11 protein-coding genes are annotated in these 24,858 nt (G+C 72.3%); 1 reads left to right on the top strand and 10 read right to left on the bottom strand.

From position 1 onward, the window contains the following. Positions 1-3: 3 nt before the first annotated feature. The 6 genes from ABD256_RS12490 to ABD256_RS12465 are packed head-to-tail and all read right to left on the bottom strand — an operon-like array spanning position 4 to position 19,305. The gene (locus tag ABD256_RS12490; RefSeq protein ID WP_344417023.1) at positions 4-1,035 is read right to left on the bottom strand and encodes an HAD-IIIC family phosphatase; all 1,032 of its coding nucleotides are present in this window, start codon (positions 1,033-1,035) and stop codon (positions 4-6) included. Then, positions 1,032-2,123 carry an acyl-CoA dehydrogenase family protein gene (locus tag ABD256_RS12485; protein WP_344417020.1) on the bottom strand — a complete coding sequence of 364 codons (1,092 nt, stop codon included), beginning with the start codon at positions 2,121-2,123 and terminating at the stop codon, positions 1,032-1,034. The genes ABD256_RS12490 and ABD256_RS12485 overlap by 4 nt, the downstream gene beginning before the upstream one ends. 1 nt (position 2,124) lies before the next feature. After that, positions 2,125-2,379: an acyl carrier protein gene (locus ABD256_RS12480; protein ID WP_344417018.1), complete on the bottom strand. Its 255-nt coding sequence runs from the start codon at positions 2,377-2,379 to the stop codon at positions 2,125-2,127. A gap of 9 nt (positions 2,380-2,388) precedes the next feature. Then, positions 2,389-3,387 (bottom strand): 3-oxoacyl-[acyl-carrier-protein] synthase III C-terminal domain-containing protein, encoded by a 999-nt coding sequence (locus ABD256_RS12475; RefSeq protein ID WP_344417016.1) that lies wholly within the window; start codon positions 3,385-3,387, stop codon positions 2,389-2,391. Next, positions 3,384-9,944: an amino acid adenylation domain-containing protein gene (locus tag ABD256_RS12470; RefSeq protein ID WP_344417014.1), complete on the bottom strand. Its 6,561-nt coding sequence runs from the start codon at positions 9,942-9,944 to the stop codon at positions 3,384-3,386. Before ABD256_RS12470 ends, ABD256_RS12475 begins: the two co-directional genes overlap by 4 nt. 7 nt (positions 9,945-9,951) lie before the next feature. Then, positions 9,952-19,305 (bottom strand): amino acid adenylation domain-containing protein, encoded by a 9,354-nt coding sequence (locus tag ABD256_RS12465; RefSeq protein WP_344417012.1) that lies wholly within the window; start codon positions 19,303-19,305, stop codon positions 9,952-9,954. A 391-nt stretch (positions 19,306-19,696) separates the two neighbouring features. Between ABD256_RS12465 and ABD256_RS12460 the strand changes: the two genes are divergently transcribed. Beyond that, positions 19,697-21,100 carry a class II 3-deoxy-7-phosphoheptulonate synthase gene (locus ABD256_RS12460; protein WP_425546439.1) on the top strand — a complete coding sequence of 468 codons (1,404 nt, stop codon included), beginning with the start codon at positions 19,697-19,699 and terminating at the stop codon, positions 21,098-21,100. A gap of 85 nt (positions 21,101-21,185) precedes the next feature. Here ABD256_RS12460 and ABD256_RS12455 read toward each other — a convergent pair whose 3' ends face one another. From ABD256_RS12455 to ABD256_RS12440, 4 genes are all read right to left on the bottom strand, one after another. Further along, positions 21,186-21,758 carry a YbhB/YbcL family Raf kinase inhibitor-like protein gene (locus ABD256_RS12455; protein WP_344417009.1) on the bottom strand — a complete coding sequence of 191 codons (573 nt, stop codon included), beginning with the start codon at positions 21,756-21,758 and terminating at the stop codon, positions 21,186-21,188. A 54-nt stretch (positions 21,759-21,812) separates the two neighbouring features. Beyond that, the gene (locus tag ABD256_RS12450) at positions 21,813-22,457 is read right to left on the bottom strand and encodes a lytic polysaccharide monooxygenase auxiliary activity family 9 protein (RefSeq protein WP_344417007.1); all 645 of its coding nucleotides are present in this window, start codon (positions 22,455-22,457) and stop codon (positions 21,813-21,815) included. Positions 22,458-22,566: 109 nt separating this feature from the next. Continuing rightward, entirely contained in the window at positions 22,567-23,649 is a 1,083-nt protein-coding gene (locus ABD256_RS12445; RefSeq protein ID WP_344417005.1) for an acyl-CoA dehydrogenase family protein, read from the bottom strand. Beyond that, entirely contained in the window at positions 23,646-24,848 is a 1,203-nt protein-coding gene (locus ABD256_RS12440) for an acyl-CoA dehydrogenase family protein (RefSeq protein WP_344417003.1), read from the bottom strand. The genes ABD256_RS12445 and ABD256_RS12440 overlap by 4 nt, the downstream gene beginning before the upstream one ends. Between the last annotated feature and the right edge of the window lie 10 nt (positions 24,849-24,858).

The following is a 24,858-nucleotide window of genomic DNA, read 5'->3' as shown; positions in this document are numbered from 1 at the left end:
CGGTCAGTGCAGTGCTTCGGCGCGCACCCGGATGTGCCCGGATCGCGAGACCGGCTCGCCGCGGTGCGCCAGCAGCAGCCCGTCTCCGGTGTCGTGCTCCACCTCGAACCCGGTGAACCGCAGGGTGACCAGCATGATCCGGTTGACCTCGGTGGGCACGAACTCCGCCATCGGGCGCAGGCCCGCGGCCAGTGAGCGGCGCACGACCTGCTCGATCAGTGCCGTGCCAGCACCGCGGGAGGCGACCCGGCAGGAGGTGAGCAGCAGCTTGATCGTGGTGGCCGTGGCATCGCGCTCGGTCAGTGCCAGCCCGATGATCCCGTACGGGCCGAACCGGTCGGTGAGCTCGGCGACCAGCACCTCGTGGCGGTCCGATGTGGACAGCCGCAGCAGTTCGTCCTCGGCATAGGTGCGGCCGGTCGTGTTGAGCTGGTGGGTGCGCACGGTCAGTTCGTGCGCCCTGGCCAGATCGACCGGGGTGGCCCGCCGGATCGCCATGGTGAGATCGAGCGAGGCGAGGAATTCCGGCGCGGTGCCGTCATGCGCCTGCTCTGCCGCGCGCCTGCCCGCTTCCACCTGGTAAAGCTGCCGCCGCTGGGCCGATTCCGCGGTACGCGTCACCGGCTGGAACTCCGCCCGGTCCAGGAGCGAGCCCGCTTCCTCGGCGGCGTACGCCCGAACCCCCGGCAGCGCCGCGAGGACCTCGGCTCGTTCGACCGGGTCGTTGTCGATGAAGGCGAAGCTGTCCAGGCCGAGGTTCAGCAGGCCCGCGACGCGGCGGACCGAAGCGGATTTGGCACCCCAGCCGATCTCCACCGCGATGAACAGGTCGTGCAGCCCCAGCCGCTTCAGGTGCTCGACGGCCGTCGCGTGGTCACCACGGCTGGCAACGGCGTGCAGGATGCCGCGTCGGTCCAGCTCCCGCAGCGTGGTGACGGCCGGGGGGAACGGCACCGCCTCGTCGCCTTCCAGTACCACCCCTTGCCACAGGGTGTCGTCGAGATCCCAGACCAGGCATTTGACCGGTTCGGTCATGCGCTCTCCCCCGTTCGGTACCGCCGCAGCAGGTGATCGGCGATGTGCAGCTCGGACACCTGGTCCGAGCCTTCGATGATCTGCATGACCTTGGCGTCGCGGAAGAACCGGCCGGCACGGCTGTCCGGCGCGCACCCGGCGGACCCGAGCAGCTGCACGGCGTCCTGGCTCGCCGAAGCGGCCGCCCGCGCGGCGGCGTACTTCGCCATGACCGTGGCGGCGATCGCGCCGGGTTCCTTCGCGTCACGGGCATCGGCCGCGGCGACGCACAGCTGCCGCGCGGCGGTGGCGTCCACCGCCATCCTGGCCAGCATCGAGCGCACCAGCTCGTGCGCGGCCAGCGGGACCCCGCCCTGACGGCGCCGTGCGGTGTGCCCTGCCGCGTCGTCCACGCAGGCGGCGGCCATTCCGGCGCAGCCCCAAGCGACGGTGAAGCGGCCGTGGTCGAGCGCGGTGGTGACCACTTGCGACAGTCCGAAACCGGGCGGTGCGAGCAAGTTCTCCGCCGGTACCCGCACACCGTCGAACCCCACGTGCGCGATCATCGCGGCACGCAGGCCGAGCTGCCCGCGCACCGGTTCGGTGGTCACCCCGGCGCGATCCGCCTCGACGAGCACGGTGGTCAGCTTGCCTTCGAGCTTGCCGAGCACGAGGAACACCGTCGCCTCCTGGCCGAAGGTGATCCAGCGCTTCCCGCCCGTCACGGTGAGCACGCCGCCGTCCCGCTCGAACCGGGTGTCCACAGCGGACAGTTCGGTACCGGCACCCGTTTCGGTCGCGGCGAACCCGGCGAGCCGGTCCCCGGTCGCGAGCGCGGGCAGCCAGGCCGCCCGTTGCGCCGCGGTCCCCCAGCGGGCGATCGCGGCGGACACCATGCCCTGCACGGTGAGCAGCGCGCGGACCGAGCCGCACACCGCCCCGATCTCGGCGCACAGCTCGCCCAGCTCCCGTTGCGAGTGGCCCTTGCCGCCGTGGTCCACGGGGATGTCGGTACCGAGCCATCCCGCGCGCGCCACGGCTTCGCGCACCTCCACCGGCAGCACGCCGCGTTCGTCCCAGCCCGCGGCGTCGAACTCTCCCGGGTCCACCTCAGCCCGCCGTCTTCGCGAGCACGAAACCGGTCAGCCGGTTCACCGTGCGGAAGTTGTCGAGGTCGAGATCGGCCACGTCGACGGTGAGGCCGAACCGGTGCTCCACGAAGGTCACCAGCTCGAGCGCCACCAGCGAGCTGATCAGCCCCTGCGCGAAGTAGTCCTCGTCCGGGCCGAGCTCGGTACTGACCAGCGAGGTGACGAACTCCAGCAACTGGGCACGCACGTCCTCGGCCGGAACCTCGGTCTGCATCCGTTCCTCCTACAGGTAGTGCGTTTCCGGTTCGGTGCCACCGTGCTCGACGAGCAGCAGGCTCCAGGCCGCGACCGGGCTGGCGTTGAACACCACCGCGCGCGACCCCTCCGGCAGTTCGCCGTTGGCGATGGCGGTGTACAGGTTGAGCAGGACGTCGTTCGGGCCGAGGTGGCCGTAGGACGCGAGGTTGCTCGCGCAGGCGGCCGCGAGCCGGATGCCGAGCGCGTCCTCGGTGAACCGGAGCGCACCGGCCGACAGGTTCTGGCTGACGTGACAGGTGACGTCGGCGGCGGTCATCCCGTTCCTGGCGAGCAGCTCGTGGTACAGCTCGCGCAGGCGCGTCCGCCCTTCCATCGCGAGGGTGAAGGAGTACCGCCGTAGATCCGCGCACTCCTCGCTCCAGTCCGCCTGCGCGCGATCGCGGAAGTCCACTGTGTACAGGTTCCAGTAGGCGCCGTTGGTGGCCTGCGCGATGTCGAGCACCCGCACCGGGCCGGTCCTGGACAGCAGCACCGCCTGCCCGCCGTCGCCGCTCACGGTGACCGGATGCCGGTACCGCCGCGGCGTCGGCGGTTTGCTGCCGTGCACCACCAGCACGTCCCCGAGCCCCGGGTCCGCTGCCAGCAGCCCACGCGCGACGAGCAGCGCGGGGGTGATGGAGACGCAGCCGAGGCCCCCGACCGAGAAGGTGAGCGCGTCGGTGAGGCCGAGCAGCGCCTGGAGCCTGGTGGCCTCCGAGCTCATCAGCCGCTCCGGCGCGCGCGAGCCGATCACCAGGAGGGCACCTGGCGACGCCCCGGTCTCGGCGAGCACCGTCCTGGCCGCGCTCGCCGCCAGTTCCACCGCGTCGTACCTCGGGTCCGCGCGAATCCGGTCGATGCCAAGGTCCCGGCAGGCCTGCCGCCGGTCCTCCGGCAGCTCGGCGAGTTCCGGCAGTTCGGCGAGCTCGGCGAGCCGCTCGGGCAGGAAGTCCGCTGTCGCGCGGATCGCCAGCGGTGCCGTCACCTGCCCGCTTCCAGTTCCGCGAACGCCTCGGCCAGCCGGTCGGCGAGCACGTCGACCTCCTTCGCGCTGAACCGCCCGCTGTGCACGAGATGGATCTCGGTCCGCCCGTCGACCACCCCGGTGGCGATGATCAGCGGACGGAGTTCCAGCAGGGACGGCAGTCGTAGCGGGATCGGCGCCGACCGGATCGACACCGGCCCGCCGAGCCGGATCGGGTTCAGCCCGCTGGTCTTGTGCTCGACCAGCACCATCGGCTCGGTCAGCGCGCGGAGCTCCCGCACCGGGGGCGTCGGCGGGCTGAACCGGCGCAGCACGCCGTAGCCGACGCCGTCGTTCGGCACCGAGCGAAGCACCTGGGTGGTTTCCGGCAGCGCTTCCGCCGCGTTCGTGGCGGGGTCCACCGGCAGGTGCACCGGGAACAGGTTGGTGAACCAGCCGACCGAGCGCGACCGGTCCCCCGGCCGGAACGGGGTCGGGGCGCCGTGGCCGACGGTGGACAGGTAGGCGCCGGGCTCGCCGCGCCAGCGGGACCAGCCACAGGCCACCGCGCACAGCGCGGCCTCCCGGCTGACCGGACCGGCCGTCGAGAGCAGTGCCGCCAGCCGTTCGCCCGGCACCACCCTGCTGACCGTGCCCGCTTCGCCTCCGACGCTCTCGGGAAGCACCTCCGCCGCGCCGCGGCGCAGCACGCTCGTCCAGTAGCCGAGTTCGCCCGCGAGTTCGTCGCTCTGCGCCAGCCCGGTCAGCACCCCCGTCCAGTCCCGCCACGCCGCGGGCCGCACGGCCGTGTCCCCGTTCCCGGTCAGCGCCCCGTTGAGGTCCTCCAGCAGCGGCACGGTGGAGATCTCGTCGTGCACGAAGTGGTGCAGTACCAGCAAGATCAGCCCGGTCCGGCTGGCACCCCGGTCGTAGTAGCGGGCGCGCAGCAGCGGCCCGCGCCCGAGGTCGACGTCACGGGCCAGCTCGTCCACGTCCGCGCCGAGCAGCGCCAGTTCTTCGTCCTCGGTCATCGGGGGCAGCACGGTACTGTCCACAATGGACTCGTGCGGCGGCTCGCCTGGTTCGATCCGCCAGCCGAGCCGGTTCCGGCGGAAGCGGTACCGCAACGGCTCGTGCACCCGGATCAGCTCGGCGAACGCGGCCCGCAGCCGGTCCACACCGGTGCCGGGAGCGGTCTCCAGCACCTCGGCCACCACGAAGTCGGGTGCACCGGGCGAGGAGGTCTCGACCGCGTCCAGCACGTCGAGCATGAGCGGGGTGAGCGGGACCGGCCCGCTGTCCACAGTGGTCACCGGCGGCGCGGCAGGAGACGCCGCCTCGGCCAGTTTCCGCAGGGTCGGGTGGCGCAGCACGTCCTGCGCGCTGATCGTGATCCCGGCCCGTGCCGCCCGCGCCGCGACGCCGACGCTCAGGATGGAATCACCGCCGATCCGGAAGAAGTCCTCGTCCGGGCCGATGGAATCGCGGCCGAGGAGCTCGGCCCAGATCCCGCCGAGCACCCGTTCGGTGTCCGTGCTCATCGAGTCTCCCCTTTCACCGTCGATCATGGCGCGCTCGAGCTTTCCGTTGACCGTTCTCGGCAGCACCCGGTGCGGCACGATCCGGGCGGGCACCAGGTAGGACGGCAGTTGCGCGCCGAGTGCCGCGAGCAGGACCGCCTCGTCCGGAAGCTGCTCACCGGCCACGTGCGCGATCAGCCGCGGCACGGCGGTGTCGCGTTCGGCGACCACCACCGCCTCCCGCACGCCGCGCTGGGCCGTCAGCACGCGTTCCACCTCGGCCGGTTCCACCCGGTGCCCCCGGAGGGAAAGCTGCTGGTCCGCACGGCCGTGAAAGGCGATGGTGCCATCGGGACGAACCGAGGCGAGATCACCGCTGCGGTACATCCGGGCGCCCGCCGCGCCGAACGGGTCCGCGACGAACCGGGCGGCGGTCAGCCCCGGCAGGCCGCGATAGCCGCGGCTCAGCGAGACGCCGCCGAGGTACAGCTCCCCGAGCACCCCCGGCGCCACCCGTTCCCCGCGAGGGCCGAGCACGTAGGCGGTGGTCCCGGTGATGGGATGGCCGAGATCGGGCAGTTCCGCGCCGTCCGCGGCCACCGGCCCGCGCAGGGACACCACCGTGCACTCGGTCGGGCCGTAGAGGTTCAGCATCCGGTACCCGGCTCCGGCGGGTGGCCGCGTCCGCAACCGGTCGCCACCGGCCGAGAGCACCCGGAGCGCGGGCAGGTGCGGCCGTTCGGCGATCAGCAGTTCCGCCAGCGCGGTGGGCATCGCCGCCACGGAGATGCCGTCCTCGCGGAGCGAGCGAGCCAGCTCGGCGGGGGTGCTCAACACGTCGTGGACGAAGTGGACGGTGGCGCCGTGCACGAGCGCCGACAGCACTTCGAGGATCGCGCCGTCGAAGCCGGGTGCGTAGAACTGCGCCACGTGGTCCGCTGTGGACAGCCGGGTTTCCCTGCCGTACCAGTGCAGCAGGTTCAGCAGGCTGCCGTGCTCGACGTCGCAGCCGTGCGGCCGTCCGGTGGATCCGGAGGTGTGCGCCACGTAGGCGAGGCCGCCGCGGGTCGCGCCGCCCGCGAACACCGGCGGTCCGTCGGTGGCGTCATCGGGGGTGAGCACCGGACGGCCGCCCGCGTCGATCGCGAGGTCGGCTACCACCACCGGCGGGTCGAGCGACTCGATGATCCCGTTCCGCCTCGCCGTGGGCACGGCCGGATCGATCGGGGCGAAGGCGGCACCCGCGCCAAGCACGCCGAGCCAGGCGATGACGAGCTCGGCGCCGCGGCCGACGACCACCGGCACCGCGACCTCCGGTCCGGCGCCCGCCGCGATCAACCGCCTCGACAGCGCCGCCGCCGCGACGAGGATCTCGCGATAGGTGTGGACGCGGTCGCCGTCGACCACCGCGGGCCGCTCCGGCTGACGCGTGGCGTGCGCCAGCACCAGATCGGGGACCAGCCGATCGTCTCCGCGCGCCAGCTCGTCCAGCGGGCGGTCGGGGTGCGCCAGCACCTCGCCGGCGATCTCCTGGTACAGCGCCGAGACCGCGAGCATGGTGGACTCGTCGAACAGGTCGGTGGCGTACTCCAGGTAGCACCGCATCGGGCCACCGTCCTGATCGGACAGTCCGAGGGTGAGGTCGAACTTCGCCGTGCCGCCGGCGACGCCGAAGCCGCCCTCCTCCGGTGCGGAGACCACCAGGCCCGGCAGATCGGCGGGGTGGGTGCGGGTGTTCTGGTGGGTGTAGGCCACGGTGAACAACGGGTGGCGGGACGGGTCCCGCTCCGGGCTCAGATCCGCCACTATGTCGGCGAAGGGCAGCTCCTCGTGGTCCAGCACGCCCGCCACGGTTTCGGCGCACCGCCGGACCAGCTCCCGGAAGCCGGGGCGGCCGTCGAGCCGGGTGCGGAACGGCAGCAGGTTGTTGAAGTAGCCGATCAGCTCGTGGGTCACCGGGTTCACCCGGCCGGTCGTGGCCGCGCCGACCACCACGTCCTCGTGCCCGGCCCACAGGTGCAGGACGGTGTCGAACAGGGCCAGCATGGTGACGAACGTGGTCACCCCCGCCGTCGCGCTGAACTCGCGCAGCCGCTCCGCCTGCTCGTGCCCCACCGTGAATTCGAGGAAGGCACCGGCATGGGATTCGACCGCGGGCCGGGGCCGGTCGAGCGGCAGCTCCCGGCGCGGCAGGCCGGCCAGCCGCGCCCGCCAGAAGTCCAGTGCCCGCGCACGGCGGCCGTCGTCGAGCCAGGTGCGCTGCCAGCCCGCGAAGTCCGGGTACTGCACGGGCAGCTCCGGCAGCACCGCCGCCCTGCCCGCCACCCGCGCGGCGTAGAACTCGGTGAGATCGCGCAGGAAGACCCGTGGCGACCAGCCGTCGAACGCGATGTGGTGCCAGGTGCACAGCAGCTGGTGGTCGTGCTCCCCCATGGCGAAGAGCACGGCGCGCACCAGCGGCCCGGTGGCGAGGTCGAACGGCTCGGCTGCCTCTCGCCGCACGGCCTCCGGTAAATCCGCTTCACCGGCCGAGGTCAGGTCCACGATCCGAAGCTCCACAGTGGACACATCGGCGAGCGCGTGCGGGCGGCCGTTCTCGTCGGCCACGATCCTGGTCCGCATGATCTCGTGCCGGGCGGCCAGATCGGCGAACGCACCGCGCAGCGCCTCGCGGTCCAGCCTGCCGCGGTACCGCAGATCGGTGGGGATGTTGTAGAGCGGCGTTCCCGGCGCGAGCTGGTCGAGGTACCAGAGCTGCTCCTGGTTGACCGAGATCGGCAGTGCGCCGCCGCGCGGCAGCACCGGTATGGACCAGTCCTCGGGGCCAGCGGCCTGGCGCCCGGCGATCAGCGCCGCGAGGGCGCGGACGGTGCGGTGCTCGTACAGCTCGGTGAAGCCGAGCCGGACTCCGAGCTCGGCTTCGAACTCGCGGATCAGGGTGATCCCGGCGATCGAGGTGCCCCCGAGTTCGAAGTAGTCGGAGTCCGGGCCGATGCCGGTGGCCTTGAGCACCCTGGTCCAGATCGCCGCGACGGCCTGTTCCAGGTTCTCGCCCGCCGGACGCGGCGTCCCGCCGGCTCCGGCGCGCGGGACCCAGCACGAAACCGGTTCGAACGGGTAGGTCGGCGCCTCGATCCGCGGTGGCCTGCCGTCCGCGTACTGGGCGGACCAGTCGATGCCGGCCCCGAGTTCGTAGAGTTCGGCGACCGCGCTCAGCGGCCCGTCGCCCGCGAGCAGGCGCACGATCGGCAGGCCCGGTTCCAGCGCCGCGATCTCTCGGGAGAGGATGCCGTCCTCTCCCATTTCCAGCACCACCGCGCCGTCGGCGACGAACCCGCGCACCGCACGGCGCAGGCCCTCGGCGTCGACCTCCGGCGACAGCCCCGCGGCCGCCGCCTCGGCCTCGGCACGCGTGATCCGGCCCCGCGCCAGCCGCACCGCGAGGTTGCCGGTGCCGCTGCCGACCATTCTCGTGTCGTCGAGGCCGAGTGATCGCACCAGCTCGTGCAGTTCGAGCTGACGCGTCCAGTGCTCGCCGTCCCCGGAGAACAGCAGCACCACCGGCGTTTCCACGGGTGACGGCTGCTCGGGCGGCGTCGCCTGCCGCAACGCCGCGGTCAGTTCGGCGACGTCGCGTACCACGAAGGCGCGGCGATAGGGATGATCGTCACGTCCCTCGTTGAGCACCGCCGCGATCTGGGCCAGCGCGTGCTCCGTCCCTTCGGTGAAACCGGCCAGCGCCCGCAGGTATTCGCCCAGTGCCGCCGGGGTTTTCGCGGAAACGGTGACCAGCCGGGGCATCGCGTCGTCGGCGACAGCCCGGCGGGCGGGCGCCTGTTCCACCACCGCGTGCACGTTCGTCCCGGTGAGCCCGAACGAGCTGAGCCCGGCCAGCCGTGGCCCTTCCCAGTCCACCGGTTCGGCGTCCACCACGACCGGTGCCGAGAACGACGGGTTGGGCCGGTCGAAGTGCACGGTGGGGTACCGCGTTCCGTGGCGCAGCGCGCAGATCACCTTCAGCAGACCGGCGATCCCGGCGGCGTGGTCGAGATGGCCGAGGTTGCCCTTCACCGAGCCGATCGCGGGCGGGCCGGCCGGGAACGCCTCCGCCAGCCCGGCCACCTCGACGACGTCACCGAGCGGCGTGCCCGAACCGTGCGCCTCGACGTAGCCGATCTCCCCGGGGCCGATGCCCGCTTCCCGGTGCGCCGCCCCGATCACCTCCGCCTGGGCGGACGAACTCGGCGCGCTCATGCCCACCGCGCGAGCGCCGTTGTGGTTGACCGCGATGCCCCGGAGCACCGCGAGCACGTTGTCCTGGTCGGCGGCTGCCGCCGAAAGCCGCTTCAGCACGACGAACCCGCCGCCCTCGCCCCCGACCGTGCCATCCGCGGCCGCGTCGAACGGGCGGCACACCCCCGATCCGGAAATGACTCCCGGCAGCGGGTCGTGGTTCTGCTCGGGCGCCAGCACCGACTCGACGCTGAACCCGCCGCAGACGGCCAGCTCCGCCCGCCCGGTGCGGAGCTGGGCAACGGCCAACGCCACCGCGTTCAGGCTGCCGCTGCACGCGGTGTCCACCACTAGCGCCGGACCGGTGAAGTCGAAGAGGTGGGAGATCCTGGCCGCCGCGGCGGCCGGGAGCGAACCCAGGATCTGCCGGGCGTCCTCACCCGCGTACAGACCGGCGTAGGAGGGGTTGGGCGCGCTCACGATCACCGCGGTGTCCGAGCCGCGCAGGCAGGCCGGCGCGTACCCGGCGTGCTCCAGCGCCTCGTGCACCAGCTCCAGGCTGATCCGCTGGTGCGGGTCCATCAGCTCGCTCTCCCCTCGGGAGAGGCCGAAGAACCGGTGGTCGAACAGGTCCACCCGGTCCAGGTAGCCGAGCGGCAGGTAGTCCACATCGGACTCTCCACCGGCGTGCACGACGCGGTCCGGCGCCGGGGGACGGACCGCGTCGATCCCCTCGGACAGCGCGCTGTGCAACGCGTCGAAGGTGCGGAGGCCGCCCGGCAACGCGAACGCCGCCCCGATGACGGCTATCGGCTCTAGGTTCATCCCCGCCTCACAGTTCGTGGTCCACGGCAGGCCGTTCCGCCCGGCCGACCTGCTTCGCCATCGCCTCGATGGTCGGATGGTCGAGCAGGACCGCCACCGGCAGCTCGGACCGGCCGAGCCTGGCGAACTCGCCTGCCAGCCGGACCAGCGTCAGCGAGGAACCGCCGGCCTCGAAGAACCTCTCCCTGACCCCGATCTCCTCGCGGCCGAGGACGGCGGCCCACGCCCGCGCCACCAGTCGTTCGCTGTCGGTACGGGGAGCCAGGTATCCCCCGCCGGGCACGACGCCCGCACCGGGCAACGCCGTCCGGTCCAGCTTTCCCCGCGTGGTCAACGGCATCCGGTCGAGCGTGCCGAACTCGGCAGGCAGCAGCTGTGGAGGCAGGATCGACGCGAGGTGCTCCCGGAGTTCGCTCGCCGACGGGCCGGGACGTCCCCGCGGCACGATCGAAGCCACCAGCCGCCGCTCCGCCCCCTCGCCGGAAGCGGTCACCGCCGCCTCCCGGACTTCCGGATGCCGCAGCAGCGCCGCTTCGACCTCGCCCGGCTCGATCCGCACCCCGCGCACCTTCACCTGGGCGTCCGCGCGGCCGAGGAAGTGCAACGCGCCGTCCGCGGACCAGCGCGCCAGGTCACCCGTGCGGTAGAGCCGCGCGGAGGCCGCGGCGCCGCCCGGCGCGCCGAAGACATCGGGCACGAAGCTCGCCGCGGTCGCCCCTGGCTTGCCGTGGTACCCGCGGGCGAGCCCCGGGCCGCCGAGGTAGATCTCCCCCACCGCGCCCACCGGCACCGGCCGCAGGGCCGGGTCCAGGAGGCGCACCACCATCCCGTCGACCGGCGCCCCGATCGGCGGAATGTCCACTTCGGACAGCGGGGGGCCGATGGTGGCGCAGATGGTGGCCTCGGTCGGGCCGTAGGCGTTGAACAACCGGCGCCCGTCCGACCAGCGGGCCACCAGCCCCGGCGGGAACGCCTCGCCACCGCAGATCACCGTGATCGCCACCGGCCACGGCCCCACCGGCAGCGCGGCCAGCACCGACGGTGGCGCCACCAGATGGGTCACCCCGCCCGCGATCACCACCTCCGCCAACCCGCTCACCGCGATTCCCCGCGGCGCCACCACTTGCGTCGCCCCGGTGAACAGCCCGGCGAGCAGTTCGAAGATCGAAGCGTCGAAGGCGGGGGAAAGCCAGTGCAGCACCCGGCTGCGCCTGCCGACGCCGACCTTCCTGGAAAGCGTGGCGGCGAGGGCGGCAAGGCCGTGGTGGGTCACCACCACGCCCTTGGGCCTGCCGGTGGTGCCCGAGGTGTAGCTCAGGTAGGCGGCGTCGCCGAGCCGGGCCGGGCGGCTGAGCACCGGTCCGCTGTCCAGCCGCAGCTCGTCCACCCGGAGTTCCGGCGCCGCGTCCGGCGAGAACCGGCCAGCCGAGTTCCGGTCGGTGAGCACCAAGGCCGCGCCCGCGTCCCCGGTCAGCCAGCGCAGGCGTTCCGGCGGATGTGCGGGATCCAGTGGCAGGAAGGCGCCACCGGCCTTGGCCACGGCCAGCATCGCGGTGATCGAGTCCAGGCCGCGGTCGAGGCAGAGGCCCACCACGGACTCGGCGCCGATTCCCAGCGCGCCGAGCCGGTGGGCCAGCCTGCCGGAGCGTTCGGCGAGCTGCCGGTAGGTGAGTTCGGTGCCGGCCGACACCGCCGCCACCGCGTCCGGTGCCCGGTGCGCCTGGTCGGCGAACAGTTCGGCGACGGTTCGCGGCCGGGCGGGCTCCACCGGCGAACGCCCCCAGCTCTCCAGCAGGTCGAACTCCTCCCGCGGCAGGATCCGCACCGAGTCCAGGGACCGGTGCGGCCCGGCGACCATCGAGGACAACGCCGTGGCCAGGCGCGCGGTCAGCCGCTGCGCCGTCACGTCGTCGAACAGCTCCGCGTCGTAGACCAGTTCGAAGCACAGCGCCTGCCCCGGCAGCACGACCAGCCCGAGCGCGAAGTTGGTCGCGTCGTCGCCGTCCAGCTCCACCACCCGCGGTCCGCCCTCGGTCACCGCGAACGGGTCACCGGCGTAGTTTTCGAACGCGATCGTGCTGTCGAACAGGTTCACGCCGACGGGGATCTCGGTGAGTTCCTGGTGCCGCGAGGCCGGGTAGAAGTCGTGCGCGCGGGCGTCGAGCTGTCGGTTCTGGATCTCCGAGAGCCAGCTCAGCACGGAGGCACCCGGATCGACGGTGAGCCGTACCGGGATCGTGTTGATCAACGGGCCGAAGATCGTCTCGACCCCGTGCAGGTCGGCGGGGCGGACCGAAACGGTGGTGCCGAAGAGCACGTCCGCCTTCCCGCTGTGCCGGGACAGCAGCAGCGCCCACGCGGCCTGGACGAGGGTGTTCACCGTGAGCCGGTGGTGGCGGGCGAAGTCCCGCAGTGCGGTGGTCTGGTCCTCGGTCAGCCGCAGTGCCCTTGTGCCGGACCGGCGGGTGCGATGCCCCGGCGCGGGCCGCCGGTCGAACGGCAGCGGGGTGGGCTCGCGCACCCCCGCCAGCACCTCGCGCCAGTACGCCGCCGCGCGCTCGTGGTCCTGGGCCGAAAGCCAGTCGCAATAGGCCCGGAACGGCTGCTGCGGCGGCAGAACCGGCGACTCGCCCCGGTTCAAGGCCACCGTCGCGGCGGCGACATCGGACAGCAACCGGGCGACGCTCCAGCCGTCGATGAACAGGTGGTGCGTGGTCAGCAGGACCTGCACCCGGCCGCGAGGCAAGCGCGCCACCACGAGACGGGTGGGTGGGGCGGCGGTGAGGTCGATCTCCTCCCGCTCCCCCATGCGCCGCACCAGTTCCTGGCGCTGCGCGGTCGAGATCCCGCGCCAGTCGTAGCGGGTCACCGGCACCGGCGCGGCGCGGTGCACCACCTGCACGGGCTCGGGCAGCCCGGCCCAGTGCACCGTGGTGCGCAGCGCGGGCGCGGCAGCCACGACCCGTTGCCACGCACTGACGAACGCGTCCAAATCGGACACACCCTCGACGATCATGCCGATCCGGCGGGCGTAGACGTCCTCGCGCGCGTTGGCGAGGGTGTGGAACAGCATGCCCGCCTGCATCGGGGTGAGCCGGTGGACGTCCTCCACCGCACGCCCGTCACCGACGAGGAGGTCAACTGCGGACTGGTCGAGACCGGCCATCGGGAAGTCCGAGGGCGTGCGGCCGCCCGCGCCGTCGGCGAGGCAGTGCTCGATGATCGCCCGCAGCGCGCCCGCGGTGTTCTCGGCGAGCCGGCGGACGGTCGGTTCCGCCAGTGCGCCGGGCGAATAGTCCCAGTGCAGGACCAGTTCCCCGGCCACGACCACCGCGGTGACCTCGAGCGGGAACGGCTGCACGTCTTCGGGATGGGGGCCGTCGGCGACCGGCAGTTCACGGAGGTACAGCTCGTTGGCCGAGTCGGCGAACCGGCCGAGGTAGTTGAAGTTGATCTCCGCCCGGTGCCCGCCGTCGAGCGCCTCGGTGCCGGACAGGTAGCGCAGCGCGTCGTACCCGTGCCCGCGGCCGGGGATCTCCCGAAGCTGCTCCTTGACCGACCGCAGCACCGACCGCCAGTCCCTGGCCTCGGGCAGGTCGAGCGCCACCGGGAACTGGGTGGTGAACCAGCCGACGGTCCTGGACGGATCCGCCAGGCCGGGCAGTTGTTCCCGGCCGTGGCCCTCCAGGTTCACCAGCACCCGGTCGTGGCCGGTCCAGCCGGCGACGGTCACCGACAACGCGCTCAGCAGCACGTCGTTGGCCTGCGTACGGTAGACGCCGGGCACCTGGCGGAGCAGCGCCGTGGTTTCGGCTCCGGTCAGCCGGACGGTCAGGGTGCGGGTGGGCTCGTCCCGGCCGGAGCCGTCCACCGGCAGCGGCGGCGCGGTGCGTTCGTGCACCCGGGTCCAGTACGGCAGCTCGTGGTCGAGTGCGCCCGACGCCACCTGGTCGCGAAGCAGCCGGGACCACTGCTGGAACGACGTGGTTCTCCGTCCCAGGTCAACGGCCGCACCGGAAGCCGCCTGCGCGCAGGCGGCGCGGAGGTCCTCCAGCAGGATCCGCCAGGAGACGCCGTCGACCACGAAGTGGTGCACGGTCAGCAGCAGCCGCGGCGGCCGGGTGCCACCGAGTTCGAAGTAGTCGGCGAGGAACAGCGGCCCTTCGGCGAGATCGAGCTCCGCGCGGGCGGCGGCCACGCGGCGGCCGAGCTCCGGCTCCGGATCGTCCACTCCGGACAGGTCGCTGGCGCGGAACACCACTCCCGGCTCGGCCGCGGGCAGCCACTGGTGCCACGAACCGTCCTGCTCGGTGAGCCGGATCCGCAGCGCGTCGTGGTGCTCGACCAGTGCGTCGATCGCCGTGCGCACGACGTCCCGATCGACTCCCGGCGCGAGTTCGAGGAACCGGGACATCGTGCACTGTCCGGGGTGGACGGTGAAGGTGTCGAGGAACCACCGCTGGATCGGCGTCAGTTCCACCGCACCCGGCACCGGACCCGGTTCGGCGGGTTCCGTGGCGCTCGCGACGACCAGGCCGGTGGCCAGCTCGGCGACGGTCTGCCGCTCGAACACCTCCCGGGAGGTGAGCCGCAGGCCGGCCCGGCTCGCGCTCGTGGCCACCCGGATGCTGAGAATCGAGTCACCGCCCAGTTCGAAGAAGTTGTCGTCGATCCCGACCCGGTCCACTTCGAGCACCTCGCCGAACACCGCGGCGAGCACGGACTCGGCTCCCGTGCGCGGCGCGCGATATCCGGTGGCGGGCCGCGCGTCCGGGGCGGGCAGTGCCGACAGGTCGAGCTTTCCGTTCACGGTCAGGGGCAGTTCGCCGACGGTGACGAACACCGAGGGCACCATGAATCCCGGCAGCACCCGCGCGGTGTGCTGCCGCAAGACCTCGGCCGTCGGCTGCGCGCCGCCCGCCTCCGGCACCACGTAGGCGGTCAACCGGCCGCCCGGATCGGCGAGCACCGCCGCCGCGGCGACCAGGTCGTGCCGGCACAGCGCCGCCTCGACCTCGGCGGGCTCCACCCGGAACCCGCGCGTCTTCACCTGGCGATCGACGCGGCCCCGGAACTCCAGCGTGCCGTCGTCGAGCCCGCGGACCAGGTCGCCGGTGCGGTACAGCAGACCACCGGCGACGCCGAACGGGTCGGCGACGAACCGGCTCGCGGTCAGGCCCGGCCGCCCGAGGTATCCCCTGCCCACTCCCGCGCCGCCCAGGTACAGTTCGCCGTCGACACCCGGCGGCACCGGCCGCAGGTACCGGTCGAGCACGTACGTCCGATTGCCGCCGATCGCCCTGCCGATCGGCATCGAGGCGCGCGAACCGGGGTCCGCGGCTCTGGGCAGCACGAGCGCGGTCGCGGTCAGCGTGGTTTCGGCTGGTCCGTAGAGATTGCCGAACGCGCTGTACCGCAACCACTTCCTGGCGAGGTCAGCCGGGCAGAGATCGCCGCCCGCGAGCACCAGCGCGAGGCCGGGAACGGAGTCCGGTTCCACTGTGGACAGCAACGCGGGCGGCAGTGCGACCACCGTGACGCGATCCCGGCGGATCTGCTCGGCCAGCGTCAGCGTGCCGTCCCGCTCCCCCGCCTCGCTCAGGCAGACCGTCCCGCCGGACAGCAACGGCAGCAGTGCCTGCCACAGCCCGCCGTCGAAGGTGATGGGCGAATGCAGCAGCACGCGCGCGCCGGGCCCGATATCGAGCGTGGAACGCGCGTCGGCGACGCTGTTGGCCAGCGAGCCGTGCCGCACCATCACCGCTTTCGGTGCCCCGGTCGATCCCGATGTGTATTCGACATAGGCCAGATTCTCCCGATGTGGCACGACTTCTCGGCGACGCGGCGCGTTCGGGTGATCACCGTCGACCCGGATCACCGGTGCGCCATCAGGGAGCAGGTCTGCCCCAGCCGCGTCCGAAAGCACCAGTGCCGCCCCGGAATCGGCCAGCGCGAAGGCGATGCGGTCCCGCGGGTGCCCCGGGTCGATCGGCACCAGCACCCCGCCCGCCCGGAGCACCGCGAGCAGGCTCATGATCAGCTCCACGCCGCGGGGCAGGCAAACGCCCACCAGCGTCTCGGGCCCCACCCCGCGTTCGGCGAGGCGGTCGGCGAGCCGTTCGACCCGCTCGGCGAGTTCCGCGTAGCTCAGCTCGGCAGCACCGGCCACCAGGGCGATCTCCGCGCGGTGGCGCCGGGCCACTTCGGCGAACAGGACCGGCGCCACCGGCAGCGACGGTGCGACAACGGCCTCTTCGGCACCGAATCCCGTCAGCGGCATCGTCCGCAGTGGACGGTCGGGCTCGTCGGTGACCGCGGAGAGCACTTCGGAAAGCTGCCGCGCCAGCCGGGCGATGCTGCTTTCGTCGTAGAGTTCGGTGCTGTAGTTGTACAGCACCCGCAGGCTTTCGCCGATCAGCCGGAACTCGGTGGTGAGGTCGAAGTTCGCGGTGCTCAGCGGCAGGTCCAGCTCCTCGACGGACAGTCCGGGGAACTCGCGGGGCCTGGCCGGCGCGTTCTGCATCACCACCATGGTCCGCACCAGCGGCGGACCGGCGAGATCCCGCTTCGGGGCCAGCGCGCTGACGACCTGTTCGAACGGCACGTCCGCGTGGCCCATCGCCTCCAGCACGGTTTCCCGCACCCGCGCCAGCAGCCCGGTGAAGCTCAGCTCCTCGTCCACAGTGGACCTGAGCACGAGCGTCCCGGCGAAGAAGCCCGCCACGTCGGCGAACTCGGCCTGCTCCCGCCCCGATGCCACGGTGCCGATCGCCACGTCGGGGTGCCCAGCGACCCGGGAGTGCACCAGCTGGCAGGCGGTGATCAGGACGGTGAACAGGCTGACCCGCCGCGTCCTGGCGAACTCGGCCAGTCGCGCGGTCACCTCGGGCGGGAGCTGGATCTGGTGCACCGCGCCCTCGGACGAGCGGCGTGCGGGCCGGGGCCGATCCGCCGGGAGTTCGAAGGGCCGCAGTCCGGCGAGCTGGGCGCGCCAGAAGGACAGCTGCCGTTCGGAGACTTCAGGGGTGAGGCGTTCCCGTTGCCAGCGCGCGAAATCGGCGTACCGCGCGGGCAGCGGTGTCAACCGGGACGGGCCGCCCGAGACCGCCGCGCGGTAGTTCTCCGCCAGCTCGGAGAGCAGGATCTCGGTGGTCCAGTCGTCGGTCAGGATGTGGTGCATGGTCCACACCAGCAGATGCTCCCGCGGCCCCAGTGCGGCCAGCACCAGCCGCAACGGCGGCCCTTCCGCCAGGTCGAACACGACGCGCGCCTCGTTGTGCAGCAGTGCGTCGAGCGCGGCGCGTTGACCGGGGCCGCCAGGGAGGTCGACCGGTTCGAGATCGACCGGCGCGGGCGGACGCACGAGCTGAACCGGTTCGTCCCGGTCCACGGGGAAGCTCGTGCGGAGGATTTCGTGGCGCGTCACGAGTGTCGTCAACGCCGACCGCAGCGCACCGAGATCCAGTTCCCCGCTCAACCGCAGCGCTTTCCCGAGGTTGTAGTCGGCGCCGGGCGCGTGCGTGTGGAGGAACCACAACCTGCGCTGCGCCAACGACAGGGGGAATCGGTCCCCCGTGCCGCCGACGCGGACCGCCGCCGCGGGCTCGGCCAGTACCGGCAACGCCGCGAGCTCAGCCACCGTCGGCCGGTCGAACAGGGCACGATACGGCCACCCCAGCCCCAGGCGCGCCTTGGCCAGCGCGGCGACCTGGATGCCGAGAATCGAATCCCCGCCGAGGTCGAAGAAGTTGTCGTCGATCCCGACCCGGTCCACTTCGAGCACTTCGCGCCAGATGTCGGCGAGCACCCGTTCCGCCTCGGTCCGGGGTGCGGCACCGTCGGCCGTGCGCGGCGGCGCCGGGAGTGCCCTGCGGTCGACCTTGCCCCCTGGCAGCACCGGGAACCGGTCCAGCGCGACGAACGCGGTCGGGACCAGGTGCTCGGGCAGCCTGGCGGCGAGGAAGCCGCGAAGTTCTTCCGCCGCGGGTCTTTCCGCGCCGGCGGGGACGAAGTACCCGACGAGTCTTCGGCGGCCCGGTTCCGCGGGCGCGGCCACCACGGCCCGGTCCACCGCGGGATGGCGCGCCAGCACCCGTTCGATCTCCGCGGGCTCGATGCGGAAACCCCGGATCTTGAGCTGATCGTCCGCGCGGCCGAGGTGTTCGAGCGGACCGTCCGCCCGCCACCGCACCAGATCCCCGGTGCGGTACATCCTCCGCCCCGGCACGACCGGATCGGCGACGAAACGGGACGCGGTCAGGCCGGGGCGCCCGTGGTAGCCGCGTGCGACGGCGTCACCGCCGATGTACAGCTCGCCGACCGCGGCCGGTGCCAGCCGATCGTCCAGTACGTGCACGGTGGTTCCCGGGACGGGGCGGCCGATGGGCACCGACGCGGCGTCGCGCCAGTCCTCCGCCGCGCCCCGCTCAAGGCGGAACACGCACGAGTCCACCGTGGTCTCCGTGGTGCCGTAGGCGTTCACCAGCTCGGTGCGCCCGCCCAGCAGCCCCAGCAGTTCCCTGCCGTCCTCCACCGGCCACGCTTCGGAGCCGATCGACAGCAGCTCCAGCGGCAACGCGCCACCGCGCCGCGCGGCTTCGCGGCCGAGTGCTTTCGCCAGTGACGGCAGCATTTCCAGCGCCGTTCCGCCGGTGCGCTCGACGAGTTCGAGCAGCGACGCGGGATCGGTGATCGCCTCCCGTGGCGCGAGGATCAGTGTCCCGCCCGGCAGCACGGATCGGGCGAAGTCGGCGATGAACAGATCGGTGGCGAAACCGGTGACGGACACGAACCGTGGCGGGCGCGCACGCAGCCGGTACAGCTCCTCCCAGGCCGCACAGGTCTGGGCCAGCTGGCGGTGTTCGACGGCCACGCCCTTGGGCGGCCCGGTCGATCCCGAGGTGTACACGATGTAGGCGAGGGACGCCGGATCGACCCGGCGTTCCGGCAGTGGCTCCCCCGGAACCGCGCCCGCACCCTCGACCTCGACCTCGACCTCGACGACCGTGCGGCCCCCGAAACCGCCTGGCAGCACCGAATCCGAGACCACCAGCCGGGCACCCGAGTCCTCCAGCGTCCAGCGCAGCCGCTCGGCCGGATAGGCGGGGTCCAGCGGCACGGCGGCGGCACCGGTCCGGAGCACGGCGAGCAGGCCGAGCACCATCGCGGGCCCGCGTTCCAGGTGCAGCGCCACCGCTTTTCCCGGCCCGGCACCGCCTTCGGCCAGCCGACGCGCCAGCCTCGCGGACCCGAGGTCCAGCTCCGCGAAGGTCAGGCTCGCCTCCCGGTATCGCACCGCGACGTTGTGCGGAGTGCGGGAAGCCTGCGCTGCGAACAAGTCGAGCACGGTCGGTCCGCGCATCGTCACCCCCAGTCGGTGAGCCGGCCGGAACCGGCAGACATACAGTGGCAGGCCGACCCCCGAACCGGCAACAGGCTGATGCCAGCGTCGAATGTCGCAGTTCAGCGCGGCGCGATGGCCCGGACGCAGCGCATTTCCGCGGCTGCTGAACGTGCTGGCGCCGCCGAGGCGGCCGATCCTAGGCTGGGCCGGCCGGAAACTTCCGCATGCCGTCACGCGAAAGCCGGCTTTTCCGGACCTCGTCAGCCCGCGCGGCGGGTAGCTCCGCCGCGGGCGGAGTGACCGGCCGACCGCGCTGCGCGGTCACGCCGCCGTCGGCGGCAGCGCCACCGTCCAGCAGAGCGAACAGGGGGCCGGACCACGGAGCCCCGGTGAAGGAGCTGCTTTCAGCATGCGGATGACACTGGCACCCGAACTCGTCCCGCGGGCCGCGCATCGCGCGCCGACGGCATGGCGGCCCGATTCCTGGCGCGGCCTGCCCATCGACCAGCAACCGGACTGGCCCGATCCCGCGGCCGTGCTCGCGGTGGCCGAAGACATCGCGCTCCAGCCGCCGCTGGTGCTGCCGGCCGAGATCGGGTCCCTCCAGCACCAGCTCGCGTCCGTCGCGACTGGACGGTCGTTCCTGCTGCAGGCCGGTGACTGCGCGGAGACCTTCCGCTCGTGCACCGAACAGGGCGTGCGCCGCAAGCTGAGGGTGATCCTGCAACTGGCCATCCTGCTCACCTACGGCTCCGGTCTGCCGGTGGTCAAGGTGGGCCGGATCGGCGGTCAGTTCGCCAAACCGCGGAGCAGGCCCACCGAGGTCGTGGACGGGGTGGAGCTGCCGGTGTTCCGTGGCGACATCGTGAACGGTCCCGAGCCCACCGCCGAAGCGCGGATCCCCGACGCGGACCGGATGAGACGCGCCTACCACCACGCCTCCGCCACGCTGAACGTGCTGCGCGCACTGACCCAGGGCGGGTTCGGGGACCTCCACCAGGTGCATGCCTGGAACCAGGAGTTCGTCATGGCCAGCCCGGCCGGGCGCGACTACGAGGCCGCCGCCGACGCGATCACCTGGGCGCTGCGGTTCATGGCGGGCTGCGGCGTCCAGACCGGTGGATTGCAGGCGCTGCACCAGGTCCAGCTGTTCACCTCGCACGAAGCGCTGCTACCGGAATACGAACAGGCGCTGACCCGGTTCGATGCGGTGACCGGGAGCTGGTTCGACACCAGCGCGCACCTGCTCTGGGTCGGCGACCGCACGCGCCGGCTCGACGGCGCGCACGTGGAGTTCCTTTCCGGCATCGCCAACCCGATCGGGGTCAAGGTCGGCCCGTCGACCACCGCCGACGAGCTGCGCGCGCTGTGCGACCGGCTCGACCCTGACTTCGTGCCGGGCAGGCTGGTGCTCATCACCCGCCTCGGCGCCGACCGCGTCGACGAGCTGCTGCCGCCGCTGCTGCGGGCCGTGCGGTCCACCGGCCACCTGCCGGTATGGGCCTGCGATCCCATGCACGGCAACACTTTCGTCTCGAAGAGCGGGTACAAGACCAGGCGGCTGACGGACATCACCGCCGAGATCGCCGGGTTCTTCGCCGCGCACCGCGCGGAAGGCGTCCACCCCGGTGGCATCCACCTGGAACTGACCGGCGACGACGTCACCGAATGCCTCGGTGGCGCGGACGAGGTGCTCGACACCCATCTCGGCACGCGCTACGAAACGGCGTGCGACCCGCGGCTCAACGCGAGCCAGTCGATCGAACTGGCCTTCCAGGTCGCCGAGCTGCTCCGGGAGCACCATTTGGCGTGACCGCACCGCGAAAGCAGGGCCTTCCGCTCGGGAAGGCCCTGCTTTCCGCTTGCTCGCCCGGAAAGCGCGCGTCGGGACGGTAGGGCTACGACTCGCCGCTGATCCTGGCCGAGCCAAGCGAGGCCGCGGTGATCGCCCTGGCCGCGGTCTGCGTCGACGAGCTGGAATTCAGGGTGGTCAGCGACGCCCGGTCGAGCGCGTGGACGACGAACTCGTAGGTGTTCACCGTGGACGGCGAGCAAGGTCCCTGGTAACCGTAGAGGCTCGCGCTTCCCCGGTAGTAGATCTGCCTCGCGCCTGCCGGAACCGCGGGCCGGTAGGCGTGTTCGACGTTCTGGGGCAACGAACTCGCGCTCACCGGGATGTCGTAGATGACCCAGTGGATGAGGTTGGCGTTGTCGAGATCCCGCATGACGAGCGCGTAGCTCTTGGCCGCGGCCGGAGCACCCGACCAGGCCAGTGGCGGGGACTCGTTCTTCTTGGCGGGGTCAGTGCCGCCGCCGCTGGTGCACTCGTGGACTTTGGGGATGTGTCCCCCGTCGGCGAAGGCGGTGCTGGACACCGTGAACGCGGTCCTGCCCGGCGAAGCGGCAGCGGGCAGCACACCGGTGGCACCGGCGAAGAGCAGGGCGCACAGCACGATCCTGGTGCTTCTCATGGAACGCTCCTGAGAATAGCTCGTGGTCCTTTCGGTCCGTTCGCGATAGCTCGATCAGCGGAACAGCACGTCCGAGCAGGAGTAGAAGGCCTCGGCCGAATCCGGCCAGTGGCGCTGCCAGATGGAGTAGATCAGGTGCCGCCCGGTGTGCCCGCCGGGCAGCGTGGCCTTGAGCTGGTAGTTGCGCCCGACGATCGGCGGGTTGTCCTGCTTGTAGAACGGGGTGTCTTCGAGATCGGACCACTTGAGCGGCTTGGTCGGGTCGTAGCCGCTCTTGGTGACGTACAGCTCGAAGGTGCCTTCGTGCGCGGCGGTCAGCTGGTACTGGAAGGTGTACGCGCCGCTGCTGGGCATCGTGGTCGCGGGCCAGTCGGCTCGCGGCAGGTCGAGTCCCTTGTACTTGTCGCGGCCGGCGCTGCAGAGCTTGCCGTCGGGGATGATGTCGCGGCTGTGGCCGTCCGCGTCACCGATGTTGACCTCGTCCCAGTCGTACAGCGGCCAGCTGTCCCCGACCGCGACGGCCGCCTTGCAGGCAGCCGACTGGGGCTCCTCCGGTCCCTCCTGGAAGCACTGGTAGATCCTGCTGACCGGCTTGCCCATCGAACCGTGTGCGAACGCGGGAACCGCGGTGAACGCGGTGGCCGCGCAGAGCGTGAAGGTCATGGCCGCCACTTTGACGGCGGAGCGTGCAATCCTCATGGCAGGTTCCTCTCATGAGAGGTCTAGACCACAAAGGTTAGCGACCCCGATCCCGTCGTGGGCAGCTCCGAAAGTCGTGCTTGCCGTTCACCGCGGGCCCCGGCGGTCGTCAGCGCACCCCGTCGAGGGTCAGCGCGGCGATGCGCTCGCGGTGCCACCGCGTGTCGCCGTACTGCGCCGCCTGCCGGTGCGCCCGCTTGAACAACAGGTGCGATTCGTGCTCCCAGGTGAAGCCGAGCGCGCCGTGGTACTGGATCATCGTGGCGGTGGCCGCGGTCGCGACGTCGGCGGCCTTCGCCTTGGCCACCGACACCATCAGGTCGCGGTCCGGCAGTCCTTCGTCCAGCGCGTGCGCCGCGTAGAGCACGCCGTGCCCCGCCAGCACCACGCCGGTCCACAGGTCGGCGAGCCGGTGCCCGAGCGCCTGGAAACCGCCGAGCGGACGGCCGAACTGCCGCCGCGACCGCAGGTGCGCCACCGTCGAGGACACCGCCCGTTCGGCCACCCCGACCAGCTCGGCCGCGGTGAGCACGGCACCGCGCGCGAGCAGCTCTTCCCTTGCGCCATCGCGCTTCGGGAGGCGATCGGCCGCCACCCCGGTCAGCGTGACCATGGTGAGCCGGGTGGTGCCGTCCATCGCGTCGAGCGGTTCCACCTCGATCCCCCGCGTCCCGGACAGGCGCACCAGGCGGATCGTGTCGTCGGTGCACGCCACCGCGAGCAGATCGGCCGCGGTGGCGTACTCGACCATTCCGCACGGTCCGGTCAGCCACCCGTCGTTCACCTCGACCCGCACCGGGTCGGGCGCTGCCCAATCCGCGCTCACCGACAGCGCGCCCACCAGGTCACCGCGAGTCAGCGCGGGCAGCCATTCCGCTTGCTGGGTTGGGTTTCCGCACAACCGCAGCACTTCGCCGACGAGCAGGGTCGGCACCAGCGGACCCGGCGCGAGCCCGCCACCGAGCGCGCGGGCGAGCATCGCGGCACCCACCAGATCCCCACCGAGGCCACCGTGCTCGACCGGCGCGAGGGTAGCCAGCCAGCCCTGCTTCGCCCCGGCGTCCCACAAGGTCCAGGGAAACGCGTCGGGGTCTTCGTACCCGCTTCGCAGTTCGTCCGGGCCGAGGTCGTCAACGAGCGCGCGGGCCGCTTCGCCGAGCGCGCGGTGTTCGGGAGAGGGTTCGAACCTCATCGGTCTTCGCGCTCCTTCGGCAGTCCCAGCACGCGCTGGGCGATGACGGTGCGCTGGATTTCGGCGGAGCCGCCCCAGATGGTGTCCGAGCGCGCGTGCAGCATGGCGGTGCGGAGCGGCTCCAGGTCCAGTCCCGGCACCGGCGCGCTCACCTGGTGCGCCGCGCCGAGTACCTCGGCCCAGGTGTCGCTCAACGCGCGGCGGGTCGTGCCGTGGTGGAGCTTGGTGACCGAGGCCCCGTGCCCGAGTTCCCGGCCCTGCTCCACCTGGGTCAGCACGTGGTAGGCGTGCAGCCGGAGCAGTTCGATGTCGACGAGGGAACCCGCGAGGCGCTGCCTGCTCTGCGGATCATCGGCCACCGGCGCGGTCCCGCGCCGCAACCGGCCGCACGCCAATGCCACGGCGTCCCATTCTTGGCGCAGCGCGCGGTACTGACCGAGAGTGGACCCGCCGCGTTCGTGGGCGAGCAGGGTCAGCGCGACCCGCCACCCGTCCCCTGGCGTGCCGACGACCTGGGTAGCGGGCACCCGCGCGTCGGTGAAGAACAGCTCGCCGAAGTCGGACCCGCCGGGAAGCTGGCGGATCGGCCTGCGCTCGATCCCGGGGGTGGCCAGGTCCACCAGCAGGAAGGTCAGCCCGCCGTGCCGTCCCGCGTCCGGATCGGTGCGCGCGAGCAGGAAGACCCAGTCCGCCCGCAGCACGCCGGTGGTCCAGGTCTTCTGGCCGTTGAGAACGTAGTCGGCACCGTCGAGGACCGCGCGGCAGCGGATCCCCGCGAGGTCGCTGCCCGCCTCCGGCTCGGAAAAGCCCTGGCACCAGATCCGTTCGCACCGCAGGATCGGGCGCAGCAGCTCCCGCTTCTGCTGTTCGGTTCCCAGCAGCAGAAGCGTCGGCCCGAGGAACTTCGCCGCGATCGTGTTGACCGGTTTCGGCGCCGCCGCCCGCACCAGCTCGTCGTCGTGGATCGCCCGCTGGACCGCGGTCCCGCCGCGCCCGCCGTACTCGACGGGCCAGTCCACACCGGACCATCCGGCGGCCGCCTTCGCCGCGTCCCATTCACGACGCAGTGCGAACCCCTCGTCGGCGTCGATCCGGCTCCAGAAACCGGGATCGCGCCACTGCGCGGGAACCGCCGTGCTGAGCCAGTCCCGGAACTCCGCGCGGAACCGTTCGTCCTCCGGTGCGAAGCCGATGTCCACTTTGCACACT

Source organism: Amycolatopsis minnesotensis, from assembly GCF_039529815.1.
Lineage (GTDB): Bacteria > Actinomycetota > Actinomycetes > Mycobacteriales > Pseudonocardiaceae > Amycolatopsis > Amycolatopsis minnesotensis.
Note: the sequence above shows the minus strand (reverse complement) of the source record. Positions and strands in the feature narration are given on the sequence as shown.